Source organism: Bacillus sp. FSL K6-2869 (genome assembly GCF_040869405.1).
Lineage (GTDB): Bacteria > Bacillota > Bacilli > Bacillales > Bacillaceae > Bacillus > Bacillus altitudinis.
This window is the reverse complement of record NZ_CP152035.1, coordinates 2,134,737-2,149,822: the sequence shown is the minus strand read 5'-3', so window position 1 is coordinate 2,149,822 and position 15,086 is coordinate 2,134,737. Positions and strand designations below refer to the sequence as shown.

Genomic DNA, 15,086 nt, shown 5'->3' with positions numbered 1-15,086 from the left:
ATGCAGCTGTCGATTATGATATGAAGTAACAACAGTTTAGGTTTTTGGAAACAGAAAGGAACGGTTTGATTTGAATAGTTCATTACAAGAAGCCATAAAATTAGTTGAGGCGGGTGAGACTGAAAAGGGACTCCAAACACTTGCTCAAGCAGAGAAGCATCTTCATGATGAAGAAAAAGCGCAGGCAGCTCAGTTATATTATGACTGGGGAGATATTGATAAAGCACGGAATCTCATTAGTGATTTACATGATTTATATCCAGAAGAAACAGGATTGACCTGTTTTTATGCAGAGCTGTTAATAGACTCTGATGAAGAAGAGAAAGCAATAGCAGTTCTTGAAACGATTCCTGAAAATGACGATGCGTATCCAGAGAGTTTATTGTTAATGGCAGATTTGTATCAAATGCAAGGACTATTTGAAGTTAGTGAACAAAAGCTTTTAAAAGCGAAAGAGTTACTACCTCATGAAGCCGTCATTGATTTTGCTTTAGGGGAATTGTATTTTTCTCAAGGTCTTTCAAAGAAAGCAGCCGACTATTTCTACAAAGTGGCCGATCAACAAAATGAAATTGGTGGTGTCAATGTATATCAGCGGCTCGCTGAATCATTAAGCACAGCTGGAGAATTTGAAGATGCCCTTGAATGGTATGAAAAGGCTGTAAAAGATCAAGTGGATCCAAATACACTTTTTGGCTACGGATTTACAGCGATGAGGGCTGGCAGAACGAAAACGGCTATTCAGCAGCTCTCTGAACTAAAAGATATTGATCCTTCGTATTCATCACTTTATATGCCTTTAGCCAAAAGCTATGAGGAAGAAGGACTATATCATGAAGCTTTAGAGATGGTAAAAGAAGGAATTAAAGTGGATGAGTATAACAAAGAGTTATATTTATATGGGGCAAAGATTGATTTGAAAAATGGCCATTCGGAAGATGCGAAAAAATTGCTTCAAGAAGCACTAGCTCTTGATCCAGGATATATTGAAGCGGTTCAAACGCTGCTTGCGATCTATTTAAATGAAGAGCTGTTTGATGAAATTCTGGATGTGATTAAAGAGGTTAAAAGCTTTGGGGAAGAAGATCCAAAATGGAATTGGTATGCTGCTTCTGCTTCTGTCGGACGAGAAGAATACGATGAAGCCGCTGAGTATTTCAAACTTGCTCTGCCTGATTTTGATGAGGAACGTGACTTTTTATATGAATATGCTTCGTTCCTTTTAGAAGAAGGCAGACAAAAAGAAGCCTTGCCGTTATTACGAAAAGTTCTTCAGAAAGATGGCACGAATGAAGAAATTGAAGAAACGATTTTAAGAATTGAAGACGAAATTTCCTTATAGTTTGCAGGAATGAAGAACTGGTTTGTTGAATAATTCATGTATAGCAATTTAATTTACGATAGAGGAGGGAATAACATGCAGACCCCTGTTTCTGTCAATGAAAAGAAGGAATTTATCCGGTGGTTCTTAAACCATTATCAGTTAAAGCGAAGAGAGTGTGTTTGGATATTAAATTATTTAATGAGTCACGACTCTTTGATGGAAAAGGTTCATTTTGTAGAGCAAGCAGAATTTTGCCCAAGGGGAATTATTATGTCAACACACTGTGTGGATGAAGTTCCCTTTAGATTTTATAAAGAAAATATCATGACGACAGATGCAGAAAAATCATTTCATGATATTCGTTTGAATAAACAGCAAGATTTGTTTATTCAATTGAATTTCCGATCTGCATATCGTTCGCCGGAATATGCCGCTGTACTTGAAACAAATCCTCATATTCCTAAAGATCTTTATGAAAATGAAAAAGATAAAGATCTTGCTGAAAAAGTGCTAGAGCATTCTATCGCTACTTTCCAAAAAGAACGGCTGATGAAAGAAATCGATGAAGCGCTTGACCGTCATGATCAAGAAACATTTAATAAGTTAGCAAAAGAATTAAGCCTATTATCATAAACCAAGCCAATAAGCCTTGCCCTATACAGGCAGGGCTTATGTGATGAAAGAGGGGAACTAGATGAAGTTTCAGGCGGAGGACGCGGATCTCTTTTTACAATCTAAAGATTACATTGATACCGCTATCATTCCATTAGTTGGGATAAATGCAAGCCATATCAAACAAACCGTGTCTTTAGGTGAGTTTACAATGCTTGTGGCAGAGGATCTTGAAAGGCAACTGAAAGGCAGAGTGTTTCTTTTTCCTCCACATACATATTTAGAAGTAAATAATCGTAAGCAAGAAGACATACTTGCACTAAAACAATCATTGCAAGAACATTTTCAGCATGTTGTGTTTATCACATCTGATAACAAATGGAAAGAACAGATAGAAGTGAGCGAATCGGCATTTATATTGCAGTCTGTTCCGCTTGAGCATTTAAAGGTCAATTTAAAGCAAAAAGTCATTCAAGACAGTGTAGAACAAATTTTGAACTTTTTGTTACAAAAATGGAACCCGTCATAAAAACCCTTACATTTGCATTGTACATAGCTTTTTAGGCTGTTGACCTTGTGAATAGATTGATATATTATGAGGGTGTCCTAGTTTTATGAAATTTTTTCTAATTCAGTTATAAAGTAGCTGACGACCTGAGGGGGGGAGAAAAAAATGAGCGAGAAGAGACATGGAGTGTCCAGGCGTCAATTTTTGAATTACACGTTGACCGGCGTGGGGGGATTTATGGCCGCTGGAATGCTCATGCCTATGGTTCGCTTTGCGCTTGACCCTGTGCTAAAAGGAACAGAGGATCAGGATATGGTTCAAGTTGTCAGTGTAGATGAACTGACAAAAGAACCGAAGCGCTTTGACTTTAAAATTGATCAAGTAGATGCATGGTATGAGTCAAAGGAATCTAGGTCTGCATGGGTGTACAAAGAAGGGGATGAAATTGTCGCTTTATCGCCAATCTGTAAACATTTAGGATGTACAGTGAACTGGAACAGTGATCCGAAAAATCCAAACAAATTTTTCTGCCCATGCCATTATGGGCTGTACGACAAGGATGGTACAAACGTACCCGGAACTCCGCCGCTTGCACCGCTTGACCATTATAAGCAGCAAGTGAAGGACGGATACCTCTATCTTGGAAAAGCTGTGCCGAAAGGGGAAGGGTAACGATGCTTAACAAGATTTACGATTGGGTAGATGAGCGGCTGGACATCACACCGATATGGAGAGACATTGCGGATCATGAAGTGCCAGAGCACGTCAATCCAGCACATCATTTCTCTGCTTTTGTGTATTGTTTTGGCGGTTTAACGTTTTTTGTGACGGTCATTCAAGTCCTTTCGGGCATGTTTTTAACGATGTATTATGTACCGGATATTAAAAACGCATGGGAATCTGTCTATTATTTGCAAAATGAAGTGGCATTCGGACAGATTGTAAGAGGGATGCACCACTGGGGTGCGAGTCTAGTCATTGTTATGATGTTTTTACATACGCTGAGGGTCTTTTTCCAAGGGGCGTATAAAAAGCCTAGAGAGCTAAACTGGATTGTCGGTGTGCTCATTTTCTTTGTGATGCTTGGACTTGGTTTTACAGGATATCTTTTACCGTGGGATATGAAGGCGCTATTTGCGACGAAGGTTGGTCTTCAAATTGCAGAGGCGACACCTTTCATTGGGAAAGAGATTAAAACGCTGCTTGCAGGTCATCCTGACATTGTAGGTGCACAAACGCTGACGAGATTTTTCGCTATCCATGTCTTTTTCTTGCCAGCGGCATTATTTGGGCTGATGGCTGCCCACTTTATTATGATTCGTAAGCAAGGAATTTCTGGACCGCTGTAAAATTTTGCGTTTGATGAATGTTCAATGAGGAGGGGATGACTTTGCATAGGGGAAAAGGGATGAAGTTTGTCGGAGATTCCAGGATACCGGCAGAAAGAAAACCTAACATACCTAAAGACTATTCCGAATATCCGGGAAAAACCGAAGCCTTTTGGCCGAACTTTCTTTTAAAGGAATGGCTTGTAGGTGCTGTTTTTTTAATTGGATTTCTTGTCCTAACTGTTGTTCATGCACCTCCGCTTGAGCGGATGGCTGATCCGACAGATACGGGCTATATTCCGCTGCCAGACTGGTATTTCTTATTTTTATACCAGTTGTTAAAATATGAGTTTGCTGCAGGGAGCTATACGGTGGTTGGCGCAATGATTATGCCTGGAATTGCGTTTGGTGCTCTTTTACTCGCACCATTTCTTGATTCTGGTCCTGAACGTAGGCCATATCGAAGACCAATTGCAGTTGGGATGATGATTCTTGCAGTTGGTGCAGCAACCTATTTAACATGGGAGTCTGTTGCTACTCATGACTGGGAAGCAGCAGCGAAGCAAGGTGAAATCAAGAAAGAAGCAGAGATTGATACCTCAGCTGAAGAGTATAAAATCTATCAAGAGCAGACATGTATCTCCTGTCACGGAGATAATATGCAAGGAGGGGCAGCTGGACCGTCACTTGTTGACAATGGCTTAGCACCAGAGGAAATTGCGAAAATCGCTGTAGAAGGAAAAGGCAACATGCCTAAGGGCATTTTTAAAGGCAGCGATGAAGAACTTGAAAAGCTCTCGAAATATTTATCTGAGGTCAAATCTAAATAATTCAGTTGTTTAAATGCAAGTACAAGGATATACTCAAAAGGAGAAAAAAGCTGGCGCTGTCAGCTTTTTTCTGATTTTAACAGATCGTGAGTGAAGAGAAATATGAGATGGATTCAATATCTGCTAGCCACACGCTACATGCTTGTGCTCGTGCTCATTGTCAACTTTCTTGGCACTGCGTACGGCTATTACTGGTATATTCCGCAGCTCGTAGAGACGCCGGCTGTCTTTTTACCTTTTGTACCGGACAGTCCGACGGCAAGCTTTTTCTTTTTATTTGTATTACTAGCCTTTCTAATGAAACGCCATGCTCCTTATTTTGAAGCACTGGCCCTTGTCACCTTGATCAAATATGGATTATGGGCTGTAGGGATGAATCTTTTCGTGCTCGTTTCTGTTGATGATTTTCCGTGGGAAGGATATATGCTAATTGGTTCGCACTTTGCGATGGCGGTACAGGCTGTGTTATTTGCGCCGTATTATCGTTTTCACATGCGTCATTTGGTTGTAGCAGGCATATGGATTTTACATAATGATGTGATTGATTATGTGTTTGGAATGATGCCGCGTTATTCTATGCTTTCTGCCTATTCAAATGAGATCGGCTACGTGACGTTTTGGTTAAGTATTGCCGTTCTTCTTGTTTCGTATTATCTTGTCCTCTCGAAAAAATCGGTCAAGCTTGAACTCCCTTAACAATGTTGGTCTAACCTTGTCCTTTTCTTCATACGCTGTATGGAGAAAGGCTAGGAGGGACTTGCATGAAACGAAAGTCAATCGCGATGATTCTATTATTATTTCTCGTCTTGCATCCAGCTGCTGCAAAAGGTGAGGAAACAACAGCTGCTAAAGCGCTGCAAGAATTAACGGAACTATCAGATTCAATCTTTCAATTAACGAGACAAGCTAAATATGATGAGGCATTACAAGTCGCATTATATGCTGAAAAGACATTTAAAGCTGAGAATTGGCGTGGAACTCTGACGAATACGCAGGTTCGGCAAATTACACTTGGCTATCAAGATATCATTAAAGGACTCCCGCAGGAAGACTTAAATGAGCGCGAAAAACTTCGGTATGCCTCTCAGTTTAGAATGCTTCTTGATGCGATACAATCAAATTCGGAACCTCTTTGGGGTTCGCTCGAGAAGCCGATTATGGGGTCTTTTCCGACATTAAAGAAAGAAGTAAAAGATCCAGAATCGACGACGTTCTATGAAACTTGGAATGAGCTGGTTTCATTGTATGATATGATTTATCCGAGTTTAACCATTGATATCTCGCCTGAAAAGCTGCAGACGATTAAGCAGCACATGGAAGTAATTGAACAAGGTGAATTTTTAAAAGCATCGAGTGGGACAAAGCTTGAGCGTCTCACGAAACTTGAAGAAGATTTATCAAGTGTGTTTGCGAACGTTGATCAAGATGAAGCGGATCCATCGCTTTTATGGGTCATCTTAACAACAGGAAGTATGATTTTACTCACTCTAACGTATGTTGGGTTTAGGAAATACCGTGCTGAAAAAGAAAAAAAGCAAAAGCGACAAGCCGATTATCCAAAATCATAAAAAAAGAAGCACCGTTATCGGGCTTCTTTTTTTAGTGGGGATTGAGCGGCTTTTTATGTTCATCTAATGTGAAGCCTTCACCAAGTACGTCATGCACGTCACTCACTGATACAAAGGCATGAGGATCGACGGAAGTTACGACGCTCTTGAGGTGGACAAGCTCATTTTTTGGAACGACGCAGTAAAGGACGTTGCGTTCCTGTTTCGTATAGGAGCCGACACCCTTTAAAATGGTCACTCCGCGCTCCATTTCCTCTGTGATTTTCTTTTGAATGATGTCATCCTTTTCAGAAATAATCATCGCTCCTTTGGCAGCGTAAGCGCCTTCTTGCATGAAGTCGATGACTTTTGCAGCAACAAATACGGCAACAAGTGTATACATGGCTTCTTTGTAATTTAAATAGGTGAGAGAGATGGTAATGACGCATGCGTCGAAGATAAACATCGTTCTTCCCATTGCGACTTGATAATGTTTGTTGATCAGTCTTGCAATAATGTCCACGCCGCCTGTTGTCCCGCCGAATTTAAAGATGATTCCGAGGCCTGTTCCGATAAATACACCTGCAAAGAGTGCGGCTAAGGCTAAATCGTGCTGAAGAGGCATATGTATTTGAAAGCGCTGGAAGATGGCTAGAAAGACAGAAAGACTGACGGTTCCGACAATTGTATATGTAAACATGGTTCTGCCAAGCATTTTCCAGCCGATAAAAAAGATCGGAATGTTTAAAACAAGGTTTGAAATAGATGGGTCAATGTGAAATAGAAAATATAAAAGCAGTGTGATACCTGTAAATCCGCCTTCCGCCAAGTTGTTCTGCATATTAAAATGAACAAGGCCGAAAGAAAAAATCGCAGATCCTATTAAAATAAATACGATATTTTTAAGACGAATTTCTTTTAGCAAAAGATCACTCCTTTTTTTGCTTAGACAGCGATAATATTATATGGTATGGAAGAGAAACAAGCAAACTGAGTTTTAAACATTTGTCAAATATTTATGATTTCGCTAACATGTAAGAGATGGATAGGAGGATGAGCTTCATGACGAATGAAAAAACGCTGCGTCACGTGCAGCAAGAAGTCGATGATTACATAGGACAATTTAAAGAAGGCTATTTCAGCCCGCTTGCCATGATGGCCCGTCTGACAGAAGAATTAGGTGAGCTGGCAAGAGAGGTCAACCATTACTATGGAGAAAAGCCGAAAAAAACAACAGAAACAGAAAAAAGCATGGAAGAAGAAATTGGCGATGTGCTGTTTGTGTTAACATGCCTTGCCAATTCACTCAATATATCACTTGAAGAAGCCCATGATCGTGTGATGCATAAATTCAATACAAGAGACAAAGACCGCTGGACGAAAAAAGAAGGGAAGTAGAGAAGATGACGAATCAAACCATCAAAGTTGTAATCGCTGGAGCAAGAGGAAGAATGGGGATAGAGGCTGTCAAGCTGGCAGAAGAAACAAGCCATTTTGAACTAGTAGCAGCACTTGATCACACACATGAGGGGAAAAAGCTATCAGATGTGCTTCATACAACATCTGATGCGCCCATTTATACGGATATTGACGTGTGTCTTTCAGAAACAGCACCGGATGTATTAATTGATTTGACGACCCCAGAAATCGGGAAAGTACATACAAAAAAAGCCCTTGAACATGGCGTACGTCCAGTCGTAGGCACAACAGGTTTTTCAGAAGACGACCTAAAAGAACTTCAGCAATTAACAGAAGAAAAAGGGATAGGCTGTATTATTGCGCCTAACTTTGCTGTTGGTGCTGTTTTAATGATGAAGTTTGCCAAAATGGCAGCAAATTATTTTCCTGATGTTGAAATCATTGAGCTTCATCATGATAAAAAATTGGACGCTCCGAGCGGTACAGGACTAAAAACAGCTGAAATGATTGCTGAAGTAAGAGAAAGCAAAAAGCAGGGGCACCCTGAAGAAAAAGAACTAATCGAAGGTGCACGAGGAGCAGATTATGATGGCATCCGCCTTCACAGCGTAAGGCTTCCAGGCATGATTGCTCATCAAGAAGTGCTGTTTGGAATGGACGGACAGACGCTCACGATTCGTCATGATTCTTATAACCGTGCATCCTTTATGTCAGGTGTGAAGCTTTCTGTTGAACAGGTGATGCATATTGATCAACTCGTCTATGGTTTAGAAAATATTATCGACTAATAAGGAGTGGATCCCTGATGAACATTGCTTTAATCGCTCACGATAAGAAAAAAAGTGACATGATTCAATTCGCCATTGCGTATCGAGATCTTTTGGCAGATCATACACTTTATGCAACAGGAACCACAGGTTTAAGAGTGAAAGAAGCGACTGGGCTGCCCATTCATCGTTTCCAATCAGGACCACTTGGAGGAGATCAGCAGATCGGTGCTATGATTGCTGATAATGCAATGGATCTTGTGCTCTTTTTTAGAGACCCTCTCACTGCACAGCCGCATGAACCGGATGTATCTGCACTCATCCGGCTTTGCGATGTGTATGCCATCCCATTAGCAACCAATATGGGGACCGCTGAAATTTTAGTCAGGAATTTAAATAAAGGTACGTTTGATTTTCGAGATGTAGCAAAAAACGGAGGAACGCATGAAACCACTTGATATCCTTGCATTCGGTGCCCATAGCGATGATGTAGAGATCGGTATGGGTGGAACGATTGCAAAATACGTAAAAAAAGGGGCACGTGTTGGGATTTGTGACTTGACTCAGGCTGAATTATCTTCAAATGGAACGGTTGAAAGCAGAAAAGAAGAGGCCAGAGCAGCCGCTGCCATTTTAGGCGTCACGACTCGAATCCAGCTCACGCTGCCAGATAGAGGACTTTATCTGAATGACGAAGCGATGAAAGAAATTGCAGGTGTCATCCGAACATACAAACCGAGACTTATTTTTGCCCCGCACCACCAAGATCGGCATCCTGATCATGGTCATGCGGGTTCACTTGTAGAAGAGGCCGCTTTTTCTGCAGGTATACATAAATTTGAAGATTCATACAAGCAGCCAGCGCATAAAATAAGCCAGATGTATTATTACATGATTAATGGCCACCATCGTCCAGATTTTGTGATTGATATTTCAGACGAGATGAAGCAAAAAATTGATAGCTTACATGCGTATAAAAGCCAATTTGTCAAAACAGAGAGTTCAGTGGAGACACCGCTTGTAAATGGTTATATCGATTTTGTCAAAATGAGAGAGTCGATGTATGGAAGGGAAGTCAATAAAGCTTTTGCAGAAGGGTTTCTGACAAAGAAGCCACTTTTGATGGACGATGACTTACTTGGGGGGTAATTATGAAAAAATTGAAGATCGGAATCACTTGTTATCCGAGTGTTGGCGGTTCGGGCATTATTGCCACAGAGCTTGGAAAACGTTTAGCTGAAAAAGGGCACGATGTTCATTTCATTACCTCAAGTATTCCGTTTAGACTCAATAAAGTGTATCCGAATATTTATTTTCATGAGGTGGATGTCACTCAATATGCTGTGTTTCAATATCCGCCTTATGACCTTGCACTGGCAAGTAAACTCGCAGAAGTGGCAAAACGAGAGAAGCTTGATATTATTCATGCGCATTATGCGGTCCCTCACGCTGTCTGTGCGTTCTTAGCCAAACAAATGACTGGACAGTCTGTCAAAGTCGTCACCACCCTTCACGGGACGGATATTACGGTTTTAGGCTATGACCCATCTTTAAAGGAAGTTATCCGGTTTGCGATCGAATCATCTGACCGCGTAACGGCTGTATCACATTCATTAGCTGCGCAGACATACGATCTGATTAAACCGAATAAAAAAATTGATACGATCCATAATTTCGTCGATGAGCGTGTATATTTGCGTGAAGATCACGAAGTGCTGAAGACGCATTATGGTCTTCTGCAGGATGAGAAGGTCGTCATCCATGTATCAAATTTCCGTAAAGTGAAGCGGGTGCATGACGTAATCCATGTGTTTAAACAGATTTCTGAACAGGTGAATGCAAAACTGCTACTGATTGGGGACGGACCTGAAAAATCGGTTGTTTGCGAGCTTGTGAAAAAGCTTGGATTAACGGACCGCGTGTTATTTTTAGGAAAGCAAGAGAAGGTGGAGGAGCTCTATTCGATTAGTGATTTGAAGCTGCTGCTTTCTGAGAAAGAGAGTTTTGGTCTTGTACTACTTGAAGCAATGGCATGCGGAGTACCTTGTATAGGAACAGACGTTGGAGGAATTCCAGAGGTGATTGCACATGGAGAGACAGGATTCCTTGTTCCGCTTGGTGATGTAGATGGAGCAGCAAAACATGCCATCTCTATTCTGAAAGACAATGCGCTCCATAAGCAAATATCGATGGCAGCCAAGTCTAGTGTTGAAGCCAATTTCTCTTCTGACAAAATTGTGAGAGAGTATGAAGAGCTTTACTTAGAATTGATCGAAGGTGATGTTGAAGATGAATGAACCATTCACACATGCGATCCCTATTTTACATATACTGCATGAACATGGGTATCAAGCTTATTTTGTCGGCGGTGCGGTGAGAGATGTCCTTTTAGGCAGGGAAATTGGGGATATCGATATTGCGACAGATGCCACACCTGATGTGGTGGAGTCTTTATTTGATAAAACAGTAGATGTCGGCAAAGAGCATGGCACTGTTATTGTGTTACTTGACGGGGTCAGCTATGAAGTCACTACGTTTCGGACTGAATCAGAATATGAAGACTTTCGACGGCCTAAAGAAGTGGCGTTTATTTCATCACTAAAAGAAGATCTTTTAAGAAGAGATTTAACGATCAATGCAGTGGCCATGGATATTCATGGTGACATCATTGACCATGTAGGCGGCAAGCGGGATATTAAGCGAAGACGAATTCAAACGGTTGGAGATCCTGCATGCCGCTTTCAAGAAGATGCGCTTCGGATGATGAGAGCGGTGCGGTTTTTAAGCCAGCTCGGGTTTGAGCTTTCTAAAGAGACGGAAGAAGCAATGAAAAAAGATAAACATCTGCTTGCTAACATATCTGTTGAACGCAAAAAAATCGAAATGGAAAAACTTTTAAAAGGCCGCTACTGTGAACAAGCCATCAAGGTGCTCATCTCCACCAAATTGTATGAAGAATTGCCCGGCCTCAAAAAGGATCAGCTGAATGAAACGTTCCAAGCTTTCCCGTATTATTTATTGGATGGGTTAGATGAGGTGTGGGGAGCCTTTATCCATTTACTTGGTCTAGATGAGGCGGAGGCGGTGTCCTTTTTAAAAGAATGGAAGTTATCAACGAAACTTTTAAAAGAAGCCGTCGCCATTTGCAAATATGTTGATTGTGACTGGGATGCGGAAAAAATGTTTGAAGCTGGTGAACATGTCCTGCTTTCTAGTATGAAAATCACGCAGCTCAAACATGAGCGCCGCATTTTCTTTGATGAGCTGGAGGCGGCGAAACGTTCATATGATGCGTTGCCGATTAAACAGCTTCAAGACCTTGCAGTGTCAGGAAAAGATTTGATGGCCTTTCGGCAAAAGCCAGCTGGTAAATGGATTGCAGAAGAGCTTTCTTCTGTAAAAAAAGCCGTTTTGCAAAACCAGCTTGAAAACCGAAAAGAAGCCATAGAGGAGTGGCTCATAGCGTGCGATCAGCGATTAGAAAACGATTAATTGAACTATTTACAGCATCTGAGCAAGATTTTGTCTCAAGCCAGCAAATATGTGATGAGCTTGGCTGCTCCCGAACGGCAGTATGGAAGCATATAGAGGATTTGCGAAAAGAGGGATATGAGGTCGAAGCGGTCAGAAGAAAAGGATACCGGCTGCTTCGTAAACCGGACAAAATTAGTGAAGACGAAATTCTGTTTGGTTTGGAAACAGAGCTGTTTGGCAGGCATATTTATTTTCAAGAAGAAGTCGCCTCAACTCAGCTCATTGCCCATGACCTCGTCAATAAAGGAGCCCCGCACGGCTCGCTTGTTGTCAGTGATCATCAGACAAACGGAAAAGGCCGCCTTCAAAGAACGTGGCATTCACCAAATGGCACAGGCATTTGGATGAGTTTGATTCTCCGGCCGGAAATACCGCTGCACAAAGCGCCGCAAATGACGCTTTTAGCATCTGTCGCCATCGCTGAAGCCATAGCGCAGCAAACGGGTCTCAGTCCATCAATCAAATGGCCAAACGATATTTTGCTAAACGGAAAAAAGGTCGTTGGTATTTTGACTGAATTAAAAGCAGAAGCTGACCAAGTTCACGCAGTCATTATTGGTCCAGGCATTAACGTGAATCAGACGTCAAATGATTTTCCTGAAGAATTAAAGGATGTTGCGACGAGTTTGCAAATGGAGCTGGGTGAAAAGATAGACAGAGCGGCATTGATTCAAACCATCATGTCCATCTTTGAAAAAAGGTATGATGAATATATGACTAATGGTTTTGCTCCGATCAAACAATTATGGGAATCATATGCGATGACCATTGGAAAGCGTATCATCGCACGCACCGTCAATGGGCAATATGCTGGAACGGCGCTTGGGATTAATGATGAAGGCGTTCTTTTACTCGAAACGGAAGACGGAATCCAAAACATCTACTCCGCTGACATTGAGATCAAGTCAACTTAAGTGGAACACCCGGCACATTTTTGATATACTTCGTGTGGGCAGTATCTGAAAAAGAACTGTACCTGTTAGGAAGAAAAATTTGATAAATTTCTGCCTTGATCCTAAGGGACTTGGACAGAGGGATGATTCGTCTGCACATGAGAGATAAAAGCGTGTGAGATCAGACAAGCCATCTCCTCTCCAGAATGAGGAGGAACAAATGAAGACAAAGTTAGATTTTTTCAAAATGAAAGAACAAAACGAACCTATTGTGATGCTGACAGCATACGACTATCCAGCTGCAAAGCAAGCGGAAAAAGCGGAAGTCGACATGATCTTAGTTGGTGACTCACTTGGGATGGTTGTCCTTGGACTTGATTCCACAGTGCAAGTGACGATGGATGATATGATTCATCACACAAAAGCAGTCAAAAGAGGCGCAAAAGACACATTTGTTGTGACGGATATGCCATTTATGTCTTATCATTATTCATTAGAAGAAACGATGAAAAATGCAGCACGCATTATGCAAGAAAGCGGTGCTGATGCCTTAAAGCTTGAAGGTGGAGACGGAGTATTTGAATCTATCCAAGCACTTACAAGAGGCGGTATTCCTGTTGTAAGCCATTTAGGGCTGACCCCTCAATCAGTCGGTGTCCTTGGCGGCTATAAAGTGCAAGGAAAAGACAAAGAGAGTGCACAGAAATTGATTGAAGATAGTCTGAAATGCGAGGAAGCAGGCGCCATCGCTCTTGTGTTAGAGTGTGTACCTGGTGAACTGACAAAACGGATTACTGACATGCTAAAGATTCCTGTGATCGGAATTGGGGCAGGGGCTGAAGCAGATGGACAAGTTCTCGTTTACCATGATGTGGTAGGGTACGGCGTATCTAGAACACCTAAATTTGTGAAACAATACGCGCAAATCGATGCTGTATTAGAAGAAGCGCTCATACAATATACAAAAGAAGTAAAAGCACGCACATTCCCAGAAGATGCTCATACCTTTCATATGAAAGAAGAAGTCCTTGATGGTTTATATGGGGGGATCAAGGAATGAAGGTTGTCTCCCATATTCATGAACTAAAAGAAATGATCAAGCAGCATCAAAAGAAGCAGCATTCCATTGGATTTGTCCCTACAATGGGTTTCCTTCATGAAGGACATCTTACGCTTGCAAAAGAAGCAAGAGATCAAAATGACATCGTGGTGATGAGCATCTTTGTTAATCCATTGCAATTTGGACCGAATGAAGACTTTGAATCCTATCCAAGAGATATGAAAAGAGACCAGCGTCTTGCCGAAGAAACTGGAGTAGATATATTATTTACACCTGATGTGAAGGAAATGTACAAAGACGAGCCATCGATTACGATGACTGTCCAAAAGCGTACAGACGTCTTATGCGGGAAGAAACGCCCAGGACACTTCGACGGCGTTGTCACGGTGCTGACAAAGCTGTTTCACCTTGTCGCACCAACCAATGTATACTTTGGTCTAAAGGATGCACAGCAAGTCGCTGTTATCGATGCGATGATCAAGGATTTCTTTTTTGATCTTCACCTTGTGTCTGTTCCTACTGTTCGAGAAGAAGACGGTTTAGCGAAAAGTTCAAGGAACGTGTATCTGTCTGAAACAGAAAGGCAAGAAGCACCTGCTTTATACCGGGCATTAAAAAAAGGACAGACAGCTGTAGAAAATGGTGAACATGATGTAAATCGTATTTATCAATTAGTGGAAGAGGAGATTCTTCAAACGAGTGGAGAAATCGATTATATTGACATTTACTCCTACCCAGAGCTTGAACCTCTTCAGCACTTAACGGGCCAAGTGATCATTGCCACTGCTGTGAAGTTCTCCCGGGCAAGACTAATTGATAATGTGATTTTCCATGTTCCTGAAAGCGGTGAAAAACATGTATAGAACTTTTATGACCTCGAAACTTCATAAAGCGACAGTGACTGAAGCAAACTTACACTATGTAGGCAGTATTACCATCGACGAAGATTTGCTTGATGCGGCAGGCATGATGGCAAATGAGAAAGTGCAAATTGTCAATAATCACAATGGTGCTAGACTTGAAACATATATCATCCCTGGAGAAAGAAAGAGCGGTGTCATTTGTTTAAATGGTGCGGCAGCAAGATTGGTTCAGCCAGGAGATGAAGTCATTATTATCGCTTATGGGATGTTGTCAGAGGAAGAAGCGAAATCGTACACACCTAAAGTGGTCGTGTTAAATAAACAAAATCAAATTGAACAAATGATTGGGCAAGAGCCTGCGAGAACGATTTTATAACGCACGCTCACATGGAAACAGAACA

At 41.5% G+C, this 15,086-nt stretch carries 19 protein-coding genes; 18 read left to right on the top strand and 1 reads right to left on the bottom strand.

The genetic code is table 11. The annotated features are described in order from the left end of the window. Positions 1-70: 70 nt before the first annotated feature. The 8 genes from MHI58_RS10995 (at position 71) to ypjB (ending at position 6,170) form a co-directional block, all read left to right on the top strand. On the top strand, positions 71-1,342 hold the full coding sequence (locus MHI58_RS10995; protein WP_045034314.1) for a lipopolysaccharide assembly protein LapB: 1,272 nt from the start codon (positions 71-73) through the stop codon (positions 1,340-1,342). Between the two features lie 75 nt (positions 1,343-1,417). Further along, positions 1,418-1,957: a ReoY family proteolytic degradation factor gene (locus tag MHI58_RS10990; protein ID WP_008344562.1), complete on the top strand. Its 540-nt coding sequence runs from the start codon at positions 1,418-1,420 to the stop codon at positions 1,955-1,957. A 61-nt stretch (positions 1,958-2,018) separates the two neighbouring features. Continuing rightward, positions 2,019-2,465: a YpiF family protein gene (locus MHI58_RS10985; RefSeq protein ID WP_045034313.1), complete on the top strand. Its 447-nt coding sequence runs from the start codon at positions 2,019-2,021 to the stop codon at positions 2,463-2,465. A 144-nt stretch (positions 2,466-2,609) separates the two neighbouring features. Beyond that, complete coding sequence (locus MHI58_RS10980; protein WP_007500911.1) at positions 2,610-3,116, top strand: ubiquinol-cytochrome c reductase iron-sulfur subunit; 507 nt, start codon at positions 2,610-2,612, stop codon at positions 3,114-3,116. 2 nt (positions 3,117-3,118) lie between these two features. Beyond that, complete coding sequence (gene qcrB / locus MHI58_RS10975; RefSeq protein ID WP_003215804.1) at positions 3,119-3,793, top strand: menaquinol-cytochrome c reductase cytochrome b subunit; 675 nt, start codon at positions 3,119-3,121, stop codon at positions 3,791-3,793. 41 nt (positions 3,794-3,834) lie between these two features. Further along, a complete protein-coding gene (locus tag MHI58_RS10970) occupies positions 3,835-4,602 on the top strand; it encodes a menaquinol-cytochrome c reductase cytochrome b/c subunit (RefSeq protein ID WP_008344567.1) in 768 nt (255 codons plus the stop codon). 102 nt (positions 4,603-4,704) lie between these two features. Further along, positions 4,705-5,298: a DUF1405 domain-containing protein gene (locus tag MHI58_RS10965; RefSeq protein ID WP_007500909.1), complete on the top strand. Its 594-nt coding sequence runs from the start codon at positions 4,705-4,707 to the stop codon at positions 5,296-5,298. Between the two features lie 65 nt (positions 5,299-5,363). Beyond that, positions 5,364-6,170 carry a sporulation protein YpjB gene (ypjB, locus tag MHI58_RS10960; RefSeq protein ID WP_008344572.1) on the top strand — a complete coding sequence of 269 codons (807 nt, stop codon included), beginning with the start codon at positions 5,364-5,366 and terminating at the stop codon, positions 6,168-6,170. Between the two features lie 31 nt (positions 6,171-6,201). Here the strand turns inward: ypjB and MHI58_RS10955 are convergent, their stop codons facing one another. After that, positions 6,202-7,074 carry a YitT family protein gene (locus tag MHI58_RS10955; RefSeq protein ID WP_003215598.1) on the bottom strand — a complete coding sequence of 291 codons (873 nt, stop codon included), beginning with the start codon at positions 7,072-7,074 and terminating at the stop codon, positions 6,202-6,204. 137 nt (positions 7,075-7,211) lie between these two features. Here MHI58_RS10955 and MHI58_RS10950 point away from each other — a divergent pair, with 137 nt between their 5' ends. The 10 genes from MHI58_RS10950 to panD all read left to right on the top strand — a co-directional run bounded on the left by MHI58_RS10950 (position 7,212) and on the right by panD (position 15,061). Beyond that, on the top strand, positions 7,212-7,547 hold the full coding sequence (locus tag MHI58_RS10950; RefSeq protein WP_008344575.1) for a nucleotide pyrophosphohydrolase: 336 nt from the start codon (positions 7,212-7,214) through the stop codon (positions 7,545-7,547). Between the two features lie 5 nt (positions 7,548-7,552). After that, the gene (gene dapB, locus MHI58_RS10945) at positions 7,553-8,356 is read left to right on the top strand and encodes a 4-hydroxy-tetrahydrodipicolinate reductase (RefSeq protein ID WP_017359745.1); all 804 of its coding nucleotides are present in this window, start codon (positions 7,553-7,555) and stop codon (positions 8,354-8,356) included. Positions 8,357-8,373: 17 nt separating this feature from the next. Continuing rightward, positions 8,374-8,793: a methylglyoxal synthase gene (gene mgsA, locus MHI58_RS10940; protein ID WP_035702930.1), complete on the top strand. Its 420-nt coding sequence runs from the start codon at positions 8,374-8,376 to the stop codon at positions 8,791-8,793. After that, a complete protein-coding gene (gene bshB1, locus MHI58_RS10935; RefSeq protein WP_041507027.1) occupies positions 8,780-9,484 on the top strand; it encodes a bacillithiol biosynthesis deacetylase BshB1 in 705 nt (234 codons plus the stop codon). The genes mgsA and bshB1 overlap by 14 nt, the downstream gene beginning before the upstream one ends. Positions 9,485-9,486: 2 nt before the next feature. Continuing rightward, entirely contained in the window at positions 9,487-10,632 is a 1,146-nt protein-coding gene (gene bshA / locus MHI58_RS10930; protein ID WP_024718520.1) for an N-acetyl-alpha-D-glucosaminyl L-malate synthase BshA, read from the top strand. Then, positions 10,625-11,827 (top strand): CCA tRNA nucleotidyltransferase, encoded by a 1,203-nt coding sequence (locus MHI58_RS10925; RefSeq protein ID WP_045034312.1) that lies wholly within the window; start codon positions 10,625-10,627, stop codon positions 11,825-11,827. The genes bshA and MHI58_RS10925 overlap by 8 nt, the downstream gene beginning before the upstream one ends. Beyond that, positions 11,800-12,783 (top strand): bifunctional biotin--[acetyl-CoA-carboxylase] synthetase/biotin operon repressor, encoded by a 984-nt coding sequence (locus MHI58_RS10920; protein ID WP_045034311.1) that lies wholly within the window; start codon positions 11,800-11,802, stop codon positions 12,781-12,783. The genes MHI58_RS10925 and MHI58_RS10920 overlap by 28 nt, the downstream gene beginning before the upstream one ends. 199 nt (positions 12,784-12,982) lie before the next feature. Then, a complete protein-coding gene (gene panB, locus MHI58_RS10915) occupies positions 12,983-13,822 on the top strand; it encodes a 3-methyl-2-oxobutanoate hydroxymethyltransferase (protein WP_008344587.1) in 840 nt (279 codons plus the stop codon). Next, positions 13,819-14,685 carry a pantoate--beta-alanine ligase gene (gene panC / locus MHI58_RS10910; RefSeq protein ID WP_039165690.1) on the top strand — a complete coding sequence of 289 codons (867 nt, stop codon included), beginning with the start codon at positions 13,819-13,821 and terminating at the stop codon, positions 14,683-14,685. The genes panB and panC overlap by 4 nt, the downstream gene beginning before the upstream one ends. Continuing rightward, a complete protein-coding gene (gene panD / locus MHI58_RS10905; protein ID WP_045034310.1) occupies positions 14,678-15,061 on the top strand; it encodes an aspartate 1-decarboxylase in 384 nt (127 codons plus the stop codon). Before panC ends, panD begins: the two co-directional genes overlap by 8 nt. Positions 15,062-15,086: the final 25 nt, after the last annotated feature.